The organism is Ruegeria sp. THAF33 (assembly GCF_009363615.1).
Classification (GTDB): Bacteria; Pseudomonadota; Alphaproteobacteria; order Rhodobacterales; family Rhodobacteraceae; genus Ruegeria.
This window is the reverse complement of sequence record NZ_CP045384.1, coordinates 561,712-581,633: the sequence shown is the minus strand read 5'-3', so window position 1 is coordinate 581,633 and position 19,922 is coordinate 561,712. Positions and strand designations below refer to the sequence as shown.

The following is a 19,922-nucleotide window of genomic DNA, read 5'->3' as shown; positions in this document are numbered from 1 at the left end:
GATCAGCCTCGCATCGCTTTGCCTTCGGGGTCATAAGGTGACGGCGCGATCACACGCGCCGGACGTTCAACCCCCACCACGTGAACGGACAGTTCCGTGCCCGGTTCCGCCTTGTCCCGATCGATCAGGGCCATCGCCAGTGACTTGCCGGTGTAGTGCCCGTAGCCGCCCGAGGTTACGAACCCAACGCGTTCGCCATTGGCCCAGACCGGTTCGTATCCGCTGGCATCTGCGTCCAGAGCATCAATTTCCAATGTCGCCTGAATTTGCGCGGGGCCGTTGCCGTCACGTTCGGCAAGCGCGCCCACCTTTCCAACAAAGTCCTTGTCCCAGTCGATCCAGCGATCCATTCCGGTCATGCCCGGTGTATAGGCTTGCGTGAATTCCGCCGACCAGATGCCAAAGCTTTTTTCAAGCCGTGTTGACAGCATCGCGTTGAAGCCGCATTCGCGGATGCCTTGCTCGGCCCCCGCTTCCAGCAGGATGCGGCGCAGCTTGATATGGTCGCCATAGCGGCAGTTGATCTCGTAGCCCTTTTCTCCGGTCACCGACATGCGGGCGACGCGGGCGCGCACGAGGCCGATATCGAAATTGCCGCACCCCATGAACTTCAAGCCCGAGATATCCTGTTCCGCCAGTTTTTCCACAACCGCCTGTGACTTCGGCCCGACCACGGCAAAGCCGCAATATTCCTCGCCCAAATCACGGATATTGACGCCATCCATCATGTGATCGTCGAACCAGCGCATATGCCAGGCTCGCAGGTAATAGCTGCCCATGATCCACCAGGTCCCGTCGCCCCAGTTCAGCACCGTCAGATCGCCCTTCAGCCGCCCATCCTCACCCAACATCGGGGCCAGTTTCGCACGACCCGGGCCGGGGAGCTTGGAGGCCATTACCATATCCAGCCAGGCTTCTGCGTTCGGACCGGAAACCTCGAACCGAGAAAAGCCCGAAATATCCAGCAAGCCCGCACCTTCGCGGATCACTTTGCATTCCTCGGCCACGATGTCATGCGCGTTCGAACGCTTGAGCGTCGGCGTTTCCTCGAACCCTTTCGGCGCGAAATAAAGCGGTACTTCAAGATCCCAGCTGACGCCCCATTTGCAACCCGCCTCGGTCATTGCATCATGCGCCGGTGCCATTTTCAGCGGCCGTCCGGCGGGCAGTTGCTCGTTCGGATAGGTCATCACGAAGCGGCGGGAATAGAACTGCCCGGTCGTCTCGCGGATATAGCGCTTGTTCTGGGCATAGTCGCCATAGCGCGCCACATCCATCGGCCAGGCGTCGGCCTCGGGCTCGCCATGGATCATCCATTCGGCCAGCGTCTTGCCGACGCCGCCGCCTTGCAGGAACCCGGCCATCACCGCGCAGGCGGTCCAATAGCCGCGCTTGCCCGGCACCGGACCGACCAGAGGGTTGCCGTCGGGCGAGAAGGTGAACGCGCCGTTCACCCATGTCTTGATGCCCACGTTCTGGATCGCCGGATAGCGTTCGAACCCCAGCGTCAGTTCGTTTTCGATGCGGTCCAGCTGCTCCTGGAATAGCTCTTCGCCATAATTCCACGGCGCGCCGTCCATGGCCCAGTGTTCGTGATCGACCTCATAAATGCCGACCAGAACGCCCTTCTGGTCCTGCCGCATATAGGTGAAGCCCTCAAGATCCACGGTCATCGGCATCTCGAAATCGGCCGCTGCGACCTCGGGCACCGTGTCGGTGATCAGGTAATGGTGTTTCAGCGGAGAAACCGGCAGTTCGACCCCTGCCATGCGCCCCACCTGCTTGGCCCACAGGCCGGCGGCGTTGACCACATGTTCGCAAGTGATCGTGCCCCTGTCGGTCACCACCTGCCAGCCATCCGCCGTCTGGATCAAATCCTCGACCTTGGTTTCCTCATAGTATTCCGCCCCGCGCTTTTTCGCGGCTGTGGCATAGGCCTGCACGGTGCCTGTGGTGTCGATATAGCCTTCGCGGTCGGCCCACATCGCGCCCAGAATGCCATCGGTGGACATGATCGGGCAGCGTTTCTGCGCCTCTTCCGGGCTCAGCAGTTCACAGTCATCAATGCCGATGGACTGGAAGATGCGGTAATTGGCCTGCAACCACTCCCACCGCTCGGGGGTTCCCGCCAGCGTCAGACCACCGGTCATGTGCAGGCCGATATTCTGGCCTGATTCCTTCTCGATCTCGCTGAGCAGATCAATCGTATAGGCCTGCAAAGACGCCATGTTCGGATCGGCGTTCAAAGCATGAATTCCTCCCGCTGCGTGCCAGGACGACCCAGACGCCAGCCGCCGCCGCTCCAACATGACGACATCCGACCAGCCAAACTTGGCCAGGTGATACAGAACCGAGGCCCCGACAACGCCTCCTCCGATGATCACGACGCGATATTGGGATTTCATCCCGACCTCCCCTGAACAGAATCTGAGGAGACGCTAGTGGCACTGTTCACATCTGTCTAGACATTTCTGTACAGTGCCGATCACAACGCAACACGGCACGGTTCGGCAGGTTTACAGACTTGCGCTTGGACGAGATTGGATGGCTCGAAACCACGCCAGGGTGGCCGCGTTGTCTTCCGGGATACGCATCTTGATGACGCGGGCGAAATCGACAAAAACGAAAGCCGAGATATCCGCCAGGGAAAACACGTCACCGGCCACAAAAGGGCTTTTCGTCAGACGTGATTCCAGCATTTCAAAGAAGGATGCCACACGCTCGCGCCCGCGCTGTGCAAGTTCGGGAATCTGCGCATGATTGGAGGGGCCCGGAATGGCGCGATCCTTGAAGGCAGGATGTCCATTGCGCAGAGCCTCGGCAATCGATGCCCCGCCCTGATGTTCGACGATCGCGTTCCACATCAGAACCAATCCTTTTTCCTCGGGGGTTCGGCCCATCAAAGGCGGTTCGGGAAACCGTGCCTCCAGAAAAGCTGCAATGCCCAGATTTTCCGTCAGAACGGTTCCGTCATCCGTTACCAGAACCGGGATCGTGGCCCGAGGGTTCACGGCGCGAAAGGCTTCGCTCAATTGTTCACCTTTCGCAATCGAGACCTCACGCGTTTCGATATCCAATCCTTTTTCGGCAATGAACATCCGCGCACGACGAGGGTTTGGAGCAGTGGAGCAATCGTAAAAAATCATGCCGTTACCCCTTTTCGGTCAGCGGCGATATATGAAACAGCGCCCTTCGACGGCGCCTTCGGGCAACGGCATCTCGGTCAGCCCTTCGAAATACATCCGATCACTTGAGACCATCAGCCCGCCCGGAGCAAGCAAAGGCTCGATGAGCGGAGATACAAACCGCGCGAATTTGTCATTCTTTTCGCGATTGTGCCCACCAAGATCCGCGTGGATCAGGCTGGCTGACGCGCCGAACCGCTCAACCGATGCAGGCAGGGTATCCCGCACATCGCCCAGAATCACGTGATCTTCGGGCGGGGTCGAGTCGGGGTGCGAGGCCACCGCGCGTTCGAACACATAGACCGGGCGGCCATCCATGTGCTGCACAAGATGGTGATACGTACGCCCGTTGCCCAAACCCAATTCGAAAACCGGACCTGTCATGCCCGCAGTGTGCCGGATTGCGTAATCCAGACAAGCGCGCTGTGACACCATGCGATCAATGAACAGATCCAGACGGCTTTGATTCTCGGACACCGGAAAATATCTCCTTGATAGCAATCGAGAGCATAAATGCGCCCGATGCCGTCCTTGATGGCAAAATCTCAAGACTTTGTGTAGCGACGAAGCCCATAGTTTCACGATTTCGCGACATTTCGGCCCAAGAACGGGTTTGACTAGACGGGCGGAACCGCGCGACACTGAACAAAAAATCACGGGGAGTTGAAGTAACCGATGTCATCGAACGGTCAAACGGGTGGAAAACCCGCATGAGCGCGTTGTTGTCCGTAAGAGACCTCAGCATCGGCTTTGGTACGGGCAATTCCGTGGTCACGGATGTGAACTTCGATGTCCAAGCCGGACAGACGCTTGCCCTGGTCGGTGAATCGGGATCGGGAAAAACAATCACATGCCGCGCCGCCTTACGTATCTTGCCCCGCACGGCGCAGATTCGAAGCGGCACGATTACCTTGAACGATTCCAAGGGCATGTGCGAGCTCACCACGGTTTCCGAACGTGAGCTGCGCGACATCCGCGGCAATCGGGTTTCAATGATCTTTCAGGAGCCCATGAGATCGCTGTCCCCGCTGCACAAGATTGGCAATCAGGTCAGCGAGGTTTTGTGGCTACATCGTGGGCTGTCCGAGTCCGCGGCACGCAAAAAGGTCCTGACGCAGTTCGAACGCGTCGGGTTCCCTGATCCACAGCGCGCCTATGACTCCTACCCTTTCGAGTTGTCCGGCGGTATGCGCCAACGTGCCATGATCGCCATGGCCATGGTGTCAAAACCAGAATTGCTGATCGCGGACGAACCGACCACCGCACTGGATGTGACCACGCAGGCGCAAGTTCTGGGCCTGATCAAGGAATTGCAGCGTGAAACCGGCATGGCGCTCATTCTGGTGACTCATGATCTGGGTGTCGTCGCCAACATGGCCGAGCAGGTCGTCGTCATGCACAAGGGACGTATCATGGAGGCCGGCCCCGCCGCCCCGATCCTGACCGCGCCCGCACACCCGTACACCAAGCAGCTGTTTGAAGCCGCGCCGGAAATACCGGATCAGGACGCGGTGGGTATACCGATGCCCGACACGGATCTGATCCTGCAGATGAAGGATGTGTCCAAGACCTACACCATGCGGTCCAGCAAAGGATGGCAGTCTGACAAAGCAATCTATGCCTGCCGAGGTGTCGACCTGAACCTGGCGCGCGGCAAGACTTTGGCAATTGTCGGTGAAAGCGGATCGGGAAAGACAACGGCGGCCCGCATCGCCTTGGGGGCTGAATTGCCCGACCCCGGTGGTGAAGTCCTGTTTCGTACCGCCCCCGATGCCGACCCGATCACGGTGCACAACATGACCCGAGCCCAGCGCACAGCGTTTCAGCGCAAGGCACAGATGGTTTTTCAGGACCCTTACAGTTCGCTCAGCCCCCGGATGCGCATTCAGGACGCCATGACCGAACCACTGGAAATCCACCGCATCGGCACAACAGCCGAACAGCGGGACAAGGCCGCCGAGATGTTGCAGCGCGTCGGCCTGACGGGTGATATGCTCAAACGCTATCCGCACGCGTTTTCCGGAGGGCAGCGACAGCGCCTTTCAGTGGCGCGGGCCATGATGCTGGACCCGCAGTTGATCGTGTGCGACGAACCGACCTCGGCATTGGACGTGTCTGTTCAGGAACAAATCCTGACCTTGCTGGAAAACCTGCAAGACAGCCTGAACCTGTCCTACCTGTTCATCTCACATGATCTGGCCGTTGTCGCACGGATCGCTGACGAAGTTGCTGTCATGAGGCGGGGTCTGATCGTCGAACAGGCACCGCCCGAAACTCTTTTCTACAATCCGCGCCATCCATACACCAAGGCGCTGATTGCCGCTCAACCCGAACCCGACATCAATCGCCCGATTGACCTTCAATTGGTTTCTCTGGGTGCCGGCGCGCCGGACAGTTGGGATGAAGCCTTTCGTTTCTCGGACACCGTGATACCCTCACTGGTGGAATTGGAACCGGGCCATAAGGTACGTTGCCATGTTTAATACCATTCGCCCTCTGCTGCTGGCTGCTATGCTGGCGTTTTCAGGGATCCTGCCCGCGGCGGCAGATACAATCCCAACACCTCAGGAAAGCGCCTTCTGGAGCGCCGAGGTTGAAAGCGGCAATCTTCCGCCAGTGCAGGAGCGTTTGCCCAAGGACCCTCTGATTGTGGATCTGGCCGCAAAAGGAAGAGAATTCGGGAAACCGGGTGGCACTCTGCGCACCATGGTCACGCGATCCAAAGATATCCGGCAGATGGTTGTCTATGGCTATGCAAGGTTGGTTGGGTTCAACCAAGATTACGAATTGGTACCCGACCTGCTGGCCTCGTATGAAAACGAGGGCAATCGCAAATTTACCCTGAAACTGCGCGAAGGGCACAAGTGGTCGGACGGCTCACCCTTTACCTCGGAAGACTTCCGCTATTGGTGGGAAGACGTCGCCAACAACGAGTTGCTCAGCCCGTCAGGCCCACCCGATTTTCTGATCGTCGAAGGTAAATTGCCCACGGTCACGTTTCCCGATGAGACCACCGTGATCTTCGAATGGGACGACCCGAACCCGAACTTCCTGCAATCTCTGGCACAAGCACGACCGCCGTTTATTTACCGGCCGGCCGCGTTTCTGAAACAGTATCACGAGAAATACGCGGACGCGGAAGAGCTTGCCTTTCAGGTTGAAGATGCCCGGGTCAAAAGCTGGGCGGCGCTGCACAACAAGCTGGATAATCTTTACAAGTTCGACAACCACGAACTTCCCACGTTGCAGCCATGGCTGAACGCCAGTTCGGGCAAGAAAATCCGTCACAACTTTGTGCGCAACCCCTATTATCACCGGATCGACAGCAAGGGGGTGCAACTTCCCTATATTGACGTGGTCGAGATGGAGATCGTCGCCCCCGGTCTTGTTGCGGCCAAGACCAACGCCGGTGAAAGCGACCTGCAAGGCCGTGGCCTTGCCTTCCGAGACGCGTCGATCCTCAAGAAAGGCGAAGCACAAGGCGGATACAAAACGCTGTTGTGGAAAACCGGCGTGGCCTCGCAGATCGCGATCTACCCGAACCTGAACTTTTCTGATGATGTCTGGCGCGATGTACTGAGGGACGTTCGCGTGCGGCGCGCCTTGTCGTTGGCCATCGACCGGCAGACCATCAACCAGGCGCTTTACTTCAAACTCGCACACCCCGCCGCGAACTCGGTTCTTCCCGCCTCGCCCTTCTACAGTGAAGAAAACGCTGCGGCCTGGGCGCAATACGATGTTGATCAGGCCAATGCGCTTTTGGATGATGCTGGTCTGGATCAGCGCGACAAGAACGGCATTCGCCTGTTGCCTGACGGTCGCCCAATGGAACTGGTAATCGAAACCGCAGGTGAGCGGCAGGAAGTCGAAAACGCGCTTCAGATCGTAACCGATACCTGGCGTGAAATCGGTGTCAAACTGGTCATGCGCCCGCTGGACAGGGACATCCTACGCAACCGCGTGTTCGCGGGCAATTCGATGGCGTCCGTCTGGTTCGGTTGGGATGATGGTATTCCGCAGGCGCATACGTCCCCGGCTTATCTGGCCCCGACAGATCAGGTGTTCCTGGCCTGGCCAAAATGGGGGCAGCACTATCAGACCGGTGGCGAAGCGGGTGAAGCCCCCGACATGCCAGAGGCGCAGCGCCTGATGGAATTGGAGCATGAATGGCAAATCGCCACGACCGATGAAGAACGCGCAGCTGTCTGGACCGAGATGTTGAAAATCCATGCCGATCAGGTCTATGCCATAGGCATCCTGAACGGCGCGCCCCAGCCCATTGTGGTGTCAAACCGCCTGCGAAATGTTCCGGAACAGGCTATGTGGGCCTGGGAACCCGGTGCACATTTCGGCATTCACCGCCCGGACGAGTTCTTTTTCGCCGACTGAGCAGGAGCAGCTAAATGATCATGCTGCGCTACGTGGTGTATCGCTTTTTCACGATGCTGCTGACTTTGTTGGTGGTCTCGGTTCTGGTTTTTGTAATCATCAACCTTCCGCCCGGCGACTATCTGAGCAACCAGATCGCTGAACTTCAGGCCTCGGGCCAGTCGGCAGGTGTCGCAAAGGCAGAGTTCCTGCGCGCTGAATACGCTCTGGACCGTCCGATGTGGGAACAATACCTGATCTGGATGGGATTCTGGCCCGGACCGCACGGGTTTTCGGGGTTGATCCAGGGCAATTACGGGTGGTCCTTTGAATTCGACCGTCCCGTTTCCGAAATCGTCGGTGACACACTCTGGTTGACGGTTGTGGTCAATCTGGCTGCGATCCTGTTTGTTTATGCCGTCGCATTGCCGCTGGGTGTGATTGCCGCCGCTCGGTCCCGGACATGGATCGACTATACCTCGGCCTTCGTGGGGTATCTGGGGCTTGCAACGCCGAACTTTTTGCTGGCGCTGATCCTGTTCTATTATGGCCACCAGTATTTCAACCTGCCGATCGGGGGCTTGATGGATCCCAGTTTCGAAGGCCAGCCGATGAGCTGGGAGAAATTGAAGTCCATCCTCATCCACCTGATCGTACCGACCTTCGTCATCGGCACTTCAGGGGCATCGGCGATGATGCAGCGTCTGCGCGCGAATATGCTGGACGAACTCGGCAAACCCTATGTGGAAACCGCCATCGCGAAGGGCATGGCCCCGTCACGGATGCTGACCAAGTATCCCCTGCGGGTGGCCTTCAACCCCTTTGTCGCCGATATCGGCAACCTGTTGCCGTCGATGGTGTCCGGCTCGGTTCTGGTATCGGTCGTTCTGGGCCTGCAAACCATTGGCCCTACTCTGCTGACTGCTTTGAAGACGCAGGATCAATTCCTGTCCGCGTTCATCCTGATGTTCGTCGCCCTGCTGACGCTGATCGGCACGATGATTTCTGATATCCTGCTGGTGATGCTGGATCCGCGCATTCGGTATGAGGGGCGCGAGGCATGACTGATCGTCCTGACAACCGCTATGTCGATGACGCGCCGTTTGATCCACAGGCCTCGATTCAACAGCTGGAACGCGCCGATCTGGATGCCCCCAACTGGGTTCTGGTCTGGCGCAAGTTCAAAACCCACAAGCTGGGCCTGATCTCAGGCATCTTCCTGCTGTTTTGCTATCTAATGCTGCCCTTTGCCGGGTTTATTGCGCCTTACGGGCCAAATGACCGAAACGGAGAGCACCTGTACGCGCCGCCACAATCGGTAAACTGGTTTCACGAGGGTGAGTTCATCGGCCCACATGTCTATCCGATCGTCGCCGAGGCGGACCTTGAAACCTTCCAATGGAAGTTCGTCCCCGACACGGAAGACCCGCGCCCGATCCGGTTCTTCTGCGAAGGCTCTGAATACAAGCTGGCCGGTTTCATACCGTCGGACACACACCTGTTCTGCCCGCCAGAGGGGACAACGCTGTTCCTGTGGGGATCCGACCGTCTGGGCCGAGACATCTTCAGCCGTATTCTCTATGGCGCGCAACTGTCTTTGACGGTGGGTCTGATCGGTATCTCGGTGTCCTTCTTCCTTGGCATCCTGTTCGGTTCGATGGCCGGCTATTTCGGCGGGCGTATCGACTGGACCATCAACCGCGTCATCGAAATCCTGCGTTCGTTGCCGGAACTGCCGCTGTGGCTGGCCCTTTCCGCCGCCGTGCCTTCGAACTGGAGCCCGGTCGCGGTGTTCTTCATCATTTCGATCATTCTGGGCATCTTAGACTGGCCGGGCCTGGCGCGCTCGGTTCGGGCGAAGTTCCTGTCTTTGCGGGAAGAGGAATATGTCAGAGCCGCCGAGATGATGGGGGCAAGTTCGGGCCGTGTGATCCGCAAGCACCTGCTGCCCAACTTCATGTCGCACCTGATTGCATCGGCCACATTGTCGATCCCTGCCATGATCCTGGGGGAAACGGCGCTCAGTTTTCTTGGCCTCGGCCTGCGCGCACCCGCAGTCAGTTGGGGCGTGATGCTGAATGACGCGCAGAACCTCGCGTCGATCGAGATCTATCCCTGGACGGCAATCCCGATGCTGCCGATCATTGTCGTGGTATTGGCGTTCAACTTCCTTGGTGACGGGCTGCGCGACAGTCTCGACCCCTATCAGCAATGAGTCTTCTTGCCACGCTTCCCGCTGCCGGCAGCTATCACAGGGTCGGTGCCGGTGTTCTGCCAAGCGCCTTTGCCGTTTCCGAATTGGCCACCGCCAGTTTCGCAGCCGTGGGGCGGGAAATGGCCCGGCTGATCCAGGCGATCAACCTGTCCACGAACGCACCCGAAGTCTCGATCGATCATCGGCTGGCATCTCTGTGGTTCGGCTATTCCTTCAAACCGGAAGGTTGGGACATGCCCAGTTTGTGGGATGCGGTCGCGGGCGACTACAAAGCCGCTGATGGCTGGATCAGGCTGCACACAAACCTGCCCCGCCATCGCTCTGCCGCGTTGAAAGTCCTTGGCACCCGGCCAGAGCGTGAAGCCGTGGCAAAAGCCGTCAGGTCGTGGGCGATATCGGATCTGGAAACGGCGGTTGTTGCCGAAGGTGGGGTGGCCGCTGCCATGCGCAGCCGGGCGGAATGGCTTGATCACCCACAAGGCCGCGCCGTGTCGCGCGACCCTTTGATCGGATGGCAGGGACCGCGCTATGTCAATCTGCGCGACAGACCTCGGGCCACCGCTGATCGGCCTCTGGCCGGGTTACGGGTGCTGGATCTGACGCGCGTTCTGGCCGGCCCGGTTTCTACCCGAACGCTTGCAGGGTTCGGAGCCGAGGTCTTGCGCATCGACCCACCTGGCTGGGATGAACCGGGGGTGATCCCCGACATATCGCTGGGAAAGCGCTGCGCCTATCTTGATTTGAAATCCGAAACCGGCCTTGAACGATTGCATGGGTTGCTGGCTCAGGCGGATGTGTTCGTACACGGGTATCGACCCGGCGCGCTGGAGGCACTGGGTCTGACCCGGGCCAAACGTGACGAGCTGGCTCCGAACCGGATCGAAGTCACGCTGGATGCCTATGGCTGGCAAGGTCCATGGTCGACCCGGCGCGGGTTTGACAGCCTTGTCCAGATGAGCGCGGGTATCGCCCATGCCGGGATGGAGTGGGCGAACGCGGACAAGCCGACCCCGTTGCCGGTTCAAGCTCTGGACCACGCGACCGGCTATCTGATGGCGGCTGCCGTCCTGTCCGCACTGGCCGAGGCCGCATCAGGCAATTCCATCATGCACGCGCATCTCTCTCTGGCGCGCACCGCCGAACTTCTGGCCGTGCTCGGCAAAGACGAAGCACAATCCGCGCCCATCACCCCGGCAACAACGGATTACGGCACGGCGACGGAGGTGTCCGGCTGGGGGCCGGGCCATCGCCTCAACCCTGCGCTGAGGGTCGGCGAAGCGACGATGCGCTGGGATTTGCCTGCGTCGAAACTGGGCAGTTCGGAACCTGTCTGGCCGCTCGACGCCAACTGACCATCCGGTACGCAGCCGCGCCCCTATCGATCATCGCCCCCAGGGCCGATATCGTCCAGGTAGTCCTCATCGATCGCGGCCTGCACCGCGCCTGTTACCGCCTCACGCTGTTTCGGCGTCAGGTCATCGGCCTCTTTGCCGTCTGCCAACCTCACGGTGACTTCGCGATGCGCGAATTTGATGCCTTCCCGCGCGAACAATTCGCGAATTTCCTGATAGACCTTCTTGCGCACCAGCCACTGATCGCCCGGTTTGGTCATGAACTTGACCCGGATGATCATCGCTGAATCCTGCATCTCGATCACGCCTTGGGACTTCAGCGGCTGTATGAAGTTTTCGCCGATCACAGGATCGCTCAGCAACTCCTGCCCCAGCTTCTTGATCAGCTTTCGCACCTTTTCCACGTCAGTGTCATAGGTCACGCGCAGCGGCAGTTTCATGATCACCCAGTCACGGGAATAGTTCGTCAGAACCTTGATTTCGCCAAAAGGAATCGTGTTCAGCGCACCAAGATGGTGACGCAGCTGGAAGGACCGGACCGAGATCTTCTCGACCGTTCCCTTGACGTCTCCGATATCGATGTACTCACCCTTCCGAAAGGCATCATCCATCAGGAAAAACGCCCCGGAAAAGATGTCTCGCACCAGTGTTTGAGATCCGAAACCGACAGCCAGGCCAACCACACCGGCACCGGCAAACAGCGGGCTGACATTGATACCAAGTTCCATGAGAACGATCAGCATGATGGTCACGACCACAACGGCCAGAATTGCGCCGCGGAACAATGGCAGCAGCGTCGCCAGCCGGCTTTGCCCGCCTTCCCCGCCCTCATCGCCCAGTTCGGCCTCGGTGCCATCATCTACTTCTTCCGCTATCTTGCTGTCGATCCAGATGCGAAAGAAATGAAACAGGATGTAGCCGATGAAAATGATGACCATTACATCCAGCACGCGTGCAACTGGCAGGTCCTCGCTCCAGTCCGCATCGGGATACCAAATCACCACAAGGGCATAGACACCAATCACAAAGGCCAGAATTCCGGCCACCCGGCGCGCCAGATCCTCATAGGTCAGAAGATACTGTTTGCGCTGTTCTGCCTCGGGCGTTTCCACGGGCTCGGCATCCGCTTCGGCAGCGGCGGTTTCTTCGTTTATCTCGTTGATCTTGCGCGAACGGTCAAAATACCGCTCCAGCACGTAGTTCATCGCACCATAGGCAACGACGACGGACATGAAGATCATATAGCTGCTTGCGATCAGCGGCAGCGGCGTTGGGTTCTCCAGTGCAAGATCAACCGCCAGACGGAACCAGCTGAACACGACATAGACGATCAGTGCAGGTGCCCAGCCGAAGGATACGAACCGCAACAACCACGAGACCTGATCCGGCGCTCTTCCGCCCCGGATGGCATTTGAAATGGCCCGGGCATTGAACAGGATCATCAGAATATTGCCGAAAGCGCCCACCATTGTAAGGCAGCCATAGACCATGGCGTAGACGTTGTAGTTCAGCCCGAAATCCGCAACCCAGGTCGAAAACAGGACAACCGTGATGTCATAGGTCGCGAGTGCCGAAGCCCACAGATACAGCCGCTTGGCGTCCCGGTCCGAGAACGGTGGCAGCCGATATTGGCTCAGGTAAGGTGACAATACCATCCGCCAAAGATCGGACACCGTGCGCGACAGGAAGAACGCCGTGAAGATCGCCGTGACCGTGAACTGGATCGAGATATCGTCCGCTTCGCCAAAAAACAGATATCCGACGATCAGGGCCATGAGCATGGCAAAGATCGTCGCTCCGATCCCCATCAGGAACCGGAACAGAAGGAAGGGCATCTTTTCTCGGTAACCCTGCGGTTCATCCTTGATCCGCGCCACGACCCAGCGGCGCGCGATGCGTTTCCCGTATATCTCGATAGACAGCCAGCGCCCCAACAACAGGAACAGGATGTTCCAGCCCAGAACTTCCACATAGGTCTGAATGCGACCGTCCGGACTGGTCTGGCGCAGGATATACTTTACTTCGAACACCGAATACGGCAGCGCCTCAAGCCGCGATTGCATGGACTCACGGAATTTCGAGAACCGCTCCTGCGCCTTCATCAGCTGCGATCCCTCACCCATGGGATTGTTCGAATCGCCCGCCGCATCATTCGTGCCCGCATCCGTGCCGCCTGCCGTTGTCACAACCTGCCCGGCGCTGTCGATGACAATCACACTGGCCCCGGCTTCGCTGGCGGCGCGAATTGCGGCAGCCAGATCGCTTTCCGGCGAGGACGCAGACGAACTGTCCGCGTTGTATCCCGGAATCAAGGATGTTTGCGCTGAAACGCTGACCGGAAGCGCCAGTACAAAAGCCCACAAAGCCAGAAGTGTTGCGGCCAGAAAGGTATGTTTCATGGGGTTTTGCATCCAGTTTTTCCGATAGCGGTCAGATTACAGAAGGGTTTCAGGCAGTTCAAACACTCGGGCGCGCCCTGCTCAATATCGTGTCCGGGCGTGTTCTTGGCGCACTGCCTGATTCCGGATGTTTTCAATCTGGCGAAAATTGAATATGAACGGGATCTGTAGGCCCTGCCCCTTTGCCAGTTCACCGGTTCTTTTGCGATCCCTCTCAAGCCTTGGTGCGACATGACGCGAAACCGTCAATATGCTGTTGCCAAATCGCAATGCTTGGAACATTTGCGGAAGAGCAATTCCTCCTTTGGCAAGTGTGACGGGGATATATACAGTAACGCTTGCAAACGCGCGGATTTCGAACCGGGATCAAGAAGACAGGCAACACTATGAGCCTAGGCAAAACCAATTCCAAACCGGGCCGCGCACCGCGTATCCTGTTTTACAGTCACGACACGTTCGGGCTGGGCCATCTTCGCCGGTCTCGGGCTTTGGCGGCCGCGATCACGCAGGCGGACCAAAGCGCGTCTGCGCTGATCCTGACGGGATCACCCGTGGCCGGACGGTTTACCTTTCCCCGTCGCGTTGACCACGTGCGCCTGCCCGGTGTCACCAAACGCGCAGACGGGTCTTATGCTGCACGCACCATCGGGATGGGCATCGAAGAAGTGACCGAGTTGCGGTCGGGTCTGATTCAAACCGCTGTTCAGCAGTTCGACCCTGATGTGCTGATCGTCGACAAGGAACCGACGGGGTTCCGGGGTGAGCTGCTGCCGACACTGAACCACCTGCAACAGAACTGCGGAACCAAAATGGTGCTTGGGTTGCGCGATGTTCTGGATGAACCCGAAGTCCTGGCCGCCGAGTGGGCGCGCAAGGAAGCGGTTGAAGCCACCGAACGGTTTTATCACGAAATCTGGGTTTACGGTTTGCAGTCGATTTACGACCCGACAAAGGGGTTGCCGCTGAGCGCCGCGGCACAGTCCCGCATCCACTGGACGGGATATCTGCGCCGCGATCTTGGTCCGGTCGGTGAGCCTCCGCAACAACCCTATATCCTGATCACGCCCGGCGGCGGCGGCGACGGCAAGGCGATGGTCAACCTCGTCCTGTCTGCCTATGAAAAAGATCCAAACCTGTCGCCGCGGGCGGTTTTGGTCTATGGCCCCTTCCTGTCCGGTGAGTTGCGCGAAGATTTCGAAACCCGCGTTGCCGCATTGAACGGTCGCGTCACCGCCGTTGGGTTCGAATCCCAGATCGAAACGCTGTTTGCAGGGGCCGAAGGCGTCGTCTGCATGGGCGGCTACAACACGTTCTGCGAGGTTCTTTCCTTTGACAAACGCGCTGTCATCGTCCCGCGCACCACGCCCCGTCTGGAACAGTGGATAAGGGCCTCGCGCGCAGAAGGGCTGGGCCTTGTCCGAATGCTGGATGAAAACCGGGATGGCCTGACGCCAGAGGCGATGATCCGCGCCATTCGGGAATTGCCGCACCAATCCCTGCCGTCGCAGGCGATACAAAGCGGATTGCTGGACGGGCTGGACTATGTCACCGACCGCATCGAAAGCCTGCTGACCTGGGAACAGGAACGAGCCACCGGATGACCTCAGATTCTCCTCGATTGGCGGTTGTGGTCAAAGGCTGGCCACGACTGTCCGAAACGTTCATTGCGCAGGAACTTGTCGCCTTGCAGGAGGCCGGGCATCGCTTTGACATCTGGTCTTTGCGGCATCCGACCGATACGAAACGCCATCCCTTGCACGACCGGTTCACAGGACGGGTTCGATACCTGCCCGAGTATCTTCACGACGAACCCAAACGGGTCTGGGCGGCACGGGCCCTGGCCCAAACGCTTCCCGGTTACGACAGGGCCTATCGGATCTGGCGTCAGGACTTGAAGCGCGACCCGACGCCCAATCGCATCCGCCGGTTTGGGCAAGCCTGCGTTCTGGCCGCGGAATTGCCAGCCCGGACGCAAGGGCTGTACGCTCATTTCATGCACACGCCGTCATCCGTTGCCCGTTACGCCGCCATCATGCGCGGATTGCCGTGGAGTTTTTCGGCTCATGCCAAGGATATCTGGACGTCGCCGGATTGGGAAAAACGTGAAAAGCTGCAAGCCGCATCCTACGGGGCGACGTTTGGCGCCACCTGCACAGCCATCGGAGCCGAGCATCTGCGCAGCCTGGCCGATGACCCCAAGCGCGTGGACCTGATCTATCACGGTTTGGACCTGTCTCGCTTTCCCAAGCCTCCGACGCGAAAGCTGCGTACTGTGAATGACCCTTTTCACATGATTTCCGTCGGGCGGCTGGTCGAGAAAAAAGGCTTCGATCGTCTGATCGCGGCCTTTGAATTGCTGCCCGATGACCTGAACTGGCACTGGACCCATATCGGCGGCGGCGCATTGGGTGACGTTTTGCGGGCACAGGCGAACGCAGCCGGCATTGCGAACCGGATCACCTGGAAAGGGGCTTGCGACCAGCCCGAGGTCATCGCAGCGATGCGTGATGCCGACCTGTTCGTTCTGCCCAGCCGCATCGCGAAGGACGGAGACCGCGACGGGTTGCCGAATGTGTTGATGGAGGCCGCGTCTCAGTTGTTGCCAATCCTGTCGACACCGGTCTCGGCGATCCCCGAGTTTATCGAAACCGGAACACATGGGGTTCTGTCCGATGACGCCCCCTCTGCACTTGCGGAAGCCGTGGAACGTTTGTCAGCCAATCCGCAGCAAGCGTCACAGATGGCGCATGCGGCCTATGATCGCCTGATCGCCGAGTTCCGGATGTCCCCCGGCATCGCACGGCTGTCGGAACGCCTCAATTCCATGTGCATGGAAAACGCGTAATGGCGCGGGTCGCGTTTTATGCCCCGATGAAATCTCCTGACAGCCCGAAACCTTCGGGCGACCGTGAAATGGCCCGGAATCTGATGCAGGCGCTGACCGCCGAGGGTGATACGGTCGCTCTGGCGACCGACTTGCGCATCTATGACAAAAGCGGCGACGAAGACCTGCAACAAGCCTTGAGGCGCGCGGCAGAAGATGAAGCGAAACGACTTGTCTCTGACATGCCATCAGATACCGATCTGTGGGTGACCTACCACAATTATTACAAGGCACCTGACCTGCTGGGCCCTCGGGTTTGCAAGGCGCGCGGCATTCCCTATGTGCAACTGGAAAGCACCCGCGCATCCAGTCGGTTAAACGGACCGTGGGCTGAGTTCGCCAAGGCGGCGCATCAGGCCTGCGATGCAGCGGATGTGATCTTTTACCATACAGCCAACGACCTGATCACTTTGGAGCGGGATCGCTTTGGCGATCAGGCTTTGGTCGAATTGCCTCCGTTCCTGCCGATCTCGGAACTGCCTCCGGCCGCTACAGGTGGCGCACCCATGCTGACCGTCGGCATGATGCGGCATGGGGACAAGCTGGCGTCCTATCAGATATTGTCCGAGGCCCTGGCGCATTTGACCGGGGACTGGCACCTGAACATCGCAGGAGACGGCCCGGCGCGCAGGCAGGTTGAGGCGCTGATGGCGCCGTTCGGACAGCGGGTGCGTTTTCTGGGTCAGCTTGACCGGGAAGAACTGCAACGCGTCTATCAACAATCATCTCTGCTTGCATGGCCCGGAGTGAATGAGGCTTACGGCATGATTTACCTCGAGGCGCAGGCTGCGGGATTGCCTGTGGTTGCTCAGGATCGGCCCGGCGTACGCGATGTTCTGTCCCCGGCGGCCTATCCATCCGTCGAAAGTGGCGCCAGGGGATTTGCGGATGGCATGCAGGCCCTTTTGTCGGATTCCACGCTGCGCCACACTCTGGGCGCTGCGGCACGCAACTACGTGGCAGAGCGCCACCTGATGCCACAGGCGACCGAGCGCTTGTGGGCAACCCTCCGACCCCTGCTGAAGGACGTATCATGACCCGGCTTGCACTGCTCCGACACGGGCACACCCATTGGAACCGAGCGGGACGAATCCAGGGGCGCAGCGACATACCGCTGGACGATGACGCCCGAGCCGAATTGGCGGGCTATGGATTGCCACAGGACTGGGCCGAGGCTGACATCTGGTCCAGCCCCCTGCACCGCGCCAGTGAGACGGCGCAAATCGTGACCGGTCGCGACCCGAAAACCGCGGACGCGTTGACCGAGATGAACTGGGGCGATTGGGAAGGTCAGCGCGGGGTCGACCTGATCGCGGACGCATCCAGCGGATATCGTCATATCGAGCATTGGGGCTGGGATTTCCGTCCACCAAACGGAGAAAGCCCGGCCGAGGTTCGGGACAGGCTTCGCCCCTGGCTGTCCGCGCTGCGGCAAGATACGGTCGCGGTCTGTCATATCGGTATCATGCGGGTCATTCTGGCTTGGGCATGGGGTTGGAATTTCGAAGGACCTGCCCCCTTTAAGATCAAACGCAATCGGCTGTATATCGTCGACATGAAGACCATGACCGCCGACGCCGACCCCGTTCGCCTGATCAAATACGAGGCCCCGCAATGAAGGTGATGATCATCGTCACGCACCTGTTGGGCACCGGGCATCTCAGCCGGGCGCTGACATTGGGGCGGGCCTTTCGGGATGATGGCCACGACGTCATGGTCGTGACGGGTGGCGTGCCCGCGCCGCAATTGGACAGCACGGGCATGACCCTGTTCGGCTTGCCGCCGCTCAGATCAGACGGAACCAACTTCACCCGTTTGCTGACCGAAAGCGGCGACGAGGCTGACGCGGCCTATCACGCCACGCGCGAGGCCGCCCTGGTGCAGGCGGTGAACAGCTTCCAGCCGCAGATCCTGATCACCGAGCTTTACCCCTTTGGTCGCCGATCACTGTCGGCCGAGTTCGATGCGGCCCTGAATGCGGCAAGCGCGTTGCCTGAGCGTCCCGTCATTCTCGGATCGGTCCGCGACATTCTGGCTCCGCCCTCCAAACCCGCCAAGGCCGAGCGCGCGGATGAAATCGTGTCTCGGTATTATAACGGCATTCTGGTTCATTCGACCGAAAGCGTTACGCCCCTGTCGGTCAGCTGGCCGGTGTCGGACCGATTGGCCAAGCGACTTCACTACACCGGCTTTGTGGCGCCTGCATTGCCCCAACCTCACCCCGACGCGGCGGGCCAGGATGAAATCCTGGTCAGCGCTGGCGGCGGATCCGTCGGGCAACCGATCTTTCGCGCGGCCATCGAGGCCGCCCGAAAGATGCCCAACAGGCGCTGGCGCCTGCTGGTCGGTGGAACGGATGCAAAGGCTCGGATCGCGGAATTGTCCCGGATGGCCGAAGGTGCTTCGGTTGTTCTGGAACCTGTGCGGCCGGATTTCCGCCAGATGCTGCCCCTGGCAGCGGCGTCAGTGAGCATGTGCGGCTACAACACTGCCATGGATATCCTTCAAAGTGGCACCCCCGCCGTGTTTGTGCCTTTCGACGACGGCAAAGAGGTGGAACAAGGGCTGCGCGGGCAAAGCCTGTCCGATCTGCCCGCAATCGAAGTTCTGGAAAGCAGAGCATTGAGCGGGGCGACATTGGCTCGGGCGGTGGAGCGTGTCGTGGCCGACGGCCCCCGTGTACAACAGGATTTCGGTTTTGACGGGGCCATCCAATCCGTCCACATCGCCAAGCGCCTGCTGGAGCAGCGCACATGAACCCCGACTGGCGCCCACTTGACGTCGAGTTGAACCATTGGCGTGCCGAAAGCTTGCCCTTGCCTGTGTGGTGGCGCGATGATGATGCCATTGCGCCAACACCGCAATTGGACCGCCTTTCCGAGCTGGCCGACAAACTGGGCCTGCCCGTGCATCTGGCCGTCATTCCACGCGACGCGACGCCCGCGCTGGCGGAATACGTCGCCGGGCGCGCGTCTCTTATTCCGGTCGTACACGGGTGGGCGCATACAAACCATGCGCCCCGCGGCGAGAAGAAGGCCGAGTTTCGGCTCGACCGTCCGCTGGACGTGATGGTGACGGATGCGCAGGCCGGGATGGCGCGTCTTCGGTCCGTGTTTGGTGACAATATGCGACAGATGTTCGTGCCCCCCTGGAATCGCATTGCACCCGAGATGGCCAAGCAGTTGCCAAAGCTGGGATACCGCATCCTGTCCACCGCAACGCCCCGCAAATCACGTCTGGCCGCACCGGGGCTTGAGCAGATCAATACCCACCTTGATCCGATCGACTGGCGCGGGTCGCGTGGCTTGATCTCACCCGACGCCCTGATCGCGCAGACTGCTGGTCTTCTGCGAGACCGACGCGAAGGCCGTTCAGACAACACCGAGCCCTTCGGCATATTGACCCATCATCTGGTCCATGATCAGGACATCTGGACCTTTACCGAGGCCCTGTTGCGCAAATTGCTGAGCGGGCCCGCCACAGCCTGGGTCGCGCCAGAGAACGAATGAGGACATCACC

The 19,922-nt window shown here is 59.5% G+C and carries 15 protein-coding genes; 11 read left to right on the top strand and 4 right to left on the bottom strand.

What is annotated here, in order from left to right; genetic code table 11:
* Positions 1-2: 2 nt before the first annotated feature.
* The 3 genes from FIU92_RS02980 to FIU92_RS02970 all read right to left on the bottom strand — a co-directional run bounded on the left by FIU92_RS02980 (position 3) and on the right by FIU92_RS02970 (position 3,620).
* Positions 3-2,405, bottom strand: coding sequence for an FAD-dependent oxidoreductase (locus FIU92_RS02980; RefSeq protein WP_152457141.1), 2,403 nt, complete (start codon positions 2,403-2,405; stop codon positions 3-5).
* A gap of 111 nt (positions 2,406-2,516) precedes the next feature.
* A complete protein-coding gene (locus FIU92_RS02975; RefSeq protein ID WP_152457140.1) occupies positions 2,517-3,146 on the bottom strand; it encodes a glutathione S-transferase family protein in 630 nt (209 codons plus the stop codon).
* Between the two features lie 18 nt (positions 3,147-3,164).
* Positions 3,165-3,620: a class I SAM-dependent methyltransferase gene (locus tag FIU92_RS02970; protein ID WP_254443953.1), complete on the bottom strand. Its 456-nt coding sequence runs from the start codon at positions 3,618-3,620 to the stop codon at positions 3,165-3,167.
* Between the two features lie 275 nt (positions 3,621-3,895).
* On the opposite strand from FIU92_RS02970, the gene FIU92_RS02965 reads away from it, so the two are divergent.
* Genes FIU92_RS02965 through FIU92_RS02945 form a run of 5 tightly spaced genes read left to right on the top strand, consistent with a single transcriptional unit; the run spans position 3,896 to position 11,120 of the window.
* Positions 3,896-5,668: an ABC transporter ATP-binding protein gene (locus FIU92_RS02965; protein WP_152457139.1), complete on the top strand. Its 1,773-nt coding sequence runs from the start codon at positions 3,896-3,898 to the stop codon at positions 5,666-5,668.
* Positions 5,661-7,574 (top strand): ABC transporter substrate-binding protein, encoded by a 1,914-nt coding sequence (locus tag FIU92_RS02960; RefSeq protein WP_152457138.1) that lies wholly within the window; start codon positions 5,661-5,663, stop codon positions 7,572-7,574. Before FIU92_RS02965 ends, FIU92_RS02960 begins: the two co-directional genes overlap by 8 nt.
* A 14-nt stretch (positions 7,575-7,588) precedes the next feature.
* The gene (locus tag FIU92_RS02955) at positions 7,589-8,617 is read left to right on the top strand and encodes an ABC transporter permease (protein ID WP_152457137.1); all 1,029 of its coding nucleotides are present in this window, start codon (positions 7,589-7,591) and stop codon (positions 8,615-8,617) included.
* On the top strand, positions 8,614-9,768 hold the full coding sequence (locus FIU92_RS02950; protein ID WP_152457136.1) for an ABC transporter permease: 1,155 nt from the start codon (positions 8,614-8,616) through the stop codon (positions 9,766-9,768). The genes FIU92_RS02955 and FIU92_RS02950 overlap by 4 nt, the downstream gene beginning before the upstream one ends.
* Complete coding sequence (locus FIU92_RS02945) at positions 9,765-11,120, top strand: CoA transferase (protein WP_152457135.1); 1,356 nt, start codon at positions 9,765-9,767, stop codon at positions 11,118-11,120. Before FIU92_RS02950 ends, FIU92_RS02945 begins: the two co-directional genes overlap by 4 nt.
* Positions 11,121-11,143: 23 nt before the next feature.
* Here FIU92_RS02945 and FIU92_RS02940 read toward each other — a convergent pair whose 3' ends face one another.
* The gene (locus tag FIU92_RS02940; RefSeq protein ID WP_152457134.1) at positions 11,144-13,519 is read right to left on the bottom strand and encodes a mechanosensitive ion channel family protein; all 2,376 of its coding nucleotides are present in this window, start codon (positions 13,517-13,519) and stop codon (positions 11,144-11,146) included.
* Between the two features lie 386 nt (positions 13,520-13,905).
* Here FIU92_RS02940 and FIU92_RS02935 point away from each other — a divergent pair, with 386 nt between their 5' ends.
* From FIU92_RS02935 to FIU92_RS02910, 6 genes are read left to right on the top strand one after another with little or no spacing between them, the layout of a single operon-like run.
* Complete coding sequence (locus FIU92_RS02935) at positions 13,906-15,120, top strand: glycosyltransferase family protein (RefSeq protein WP_172978457.1); 1,215 nt, start codon at positions 13,906-13,908, stop codon at positions 15,118-15,120.
* Complete coding sequence (locus tag FIU92_RS02930) at positions 15,117-16,364, top strand: glycosyltransferase family 4 protein (RefSeq protein ID WP_152457133.1); 1,248 nt, start codon at positions 15,117-15,119, stop codon at positions 16,362-16,364. The genes FIU92_RS02935 and FIU92_RS02930 overlap by 4 nt, the downstream gene beginning before the upstream one ends.
* Complete coding sequence (locus tag FIU92_RS02925) at positions 16,364-17,440, top strand: glycosyltransferase family 4 protein (protein WP_152457132.1); 1,077 nt, start codon at positions 16,364-16,366, stop codon at positions 17,438-17,440. Before FIU92_RS02930 ends, FIU92_RS02925 begins: the two co-directional genes overlap by 1 nt.
* Complete coding sequence (locus FIU92_RS02920; protein WP_152457131.1) at positions 17,437-18,021, top strand: histidine phosphatase family protein; 585 nt, start codon at positions 17,437-17,439, stop codon at positions 18,019-18,021. Before FIU92_RS02925 ends, FIU92_RS02920 begins: the two co-directional genes overlap by 4 nt.
* A complete protein-coding gene (locus tag FIU92_RS02915; protein ID WP_152457130.1) occupies positions 18,018-19,160 on the top strand; it encodes a glycosyltransferase family protein in 1,143 nt (380 codons plus the stop codon). Before FIU92_RS02920 ends, FIU92_RS02915 begins: the two co-directional genes overlap by 4 nt.
* Entirely contained in the window at positions 19,157-19,912 is a 756-nt protein-coding gene (locus tag FIU92_RS02910; protein WP_152457129.1) for a polysaccharide deacetylase family protein, read from the top strand. Before FIU92_RS02915 ends, FIU92_RS02910 begins: the two co-directional genes overlap by 4 nt.
* Positions 19,913-19,922: the final 10 nt, after the last annotated feature.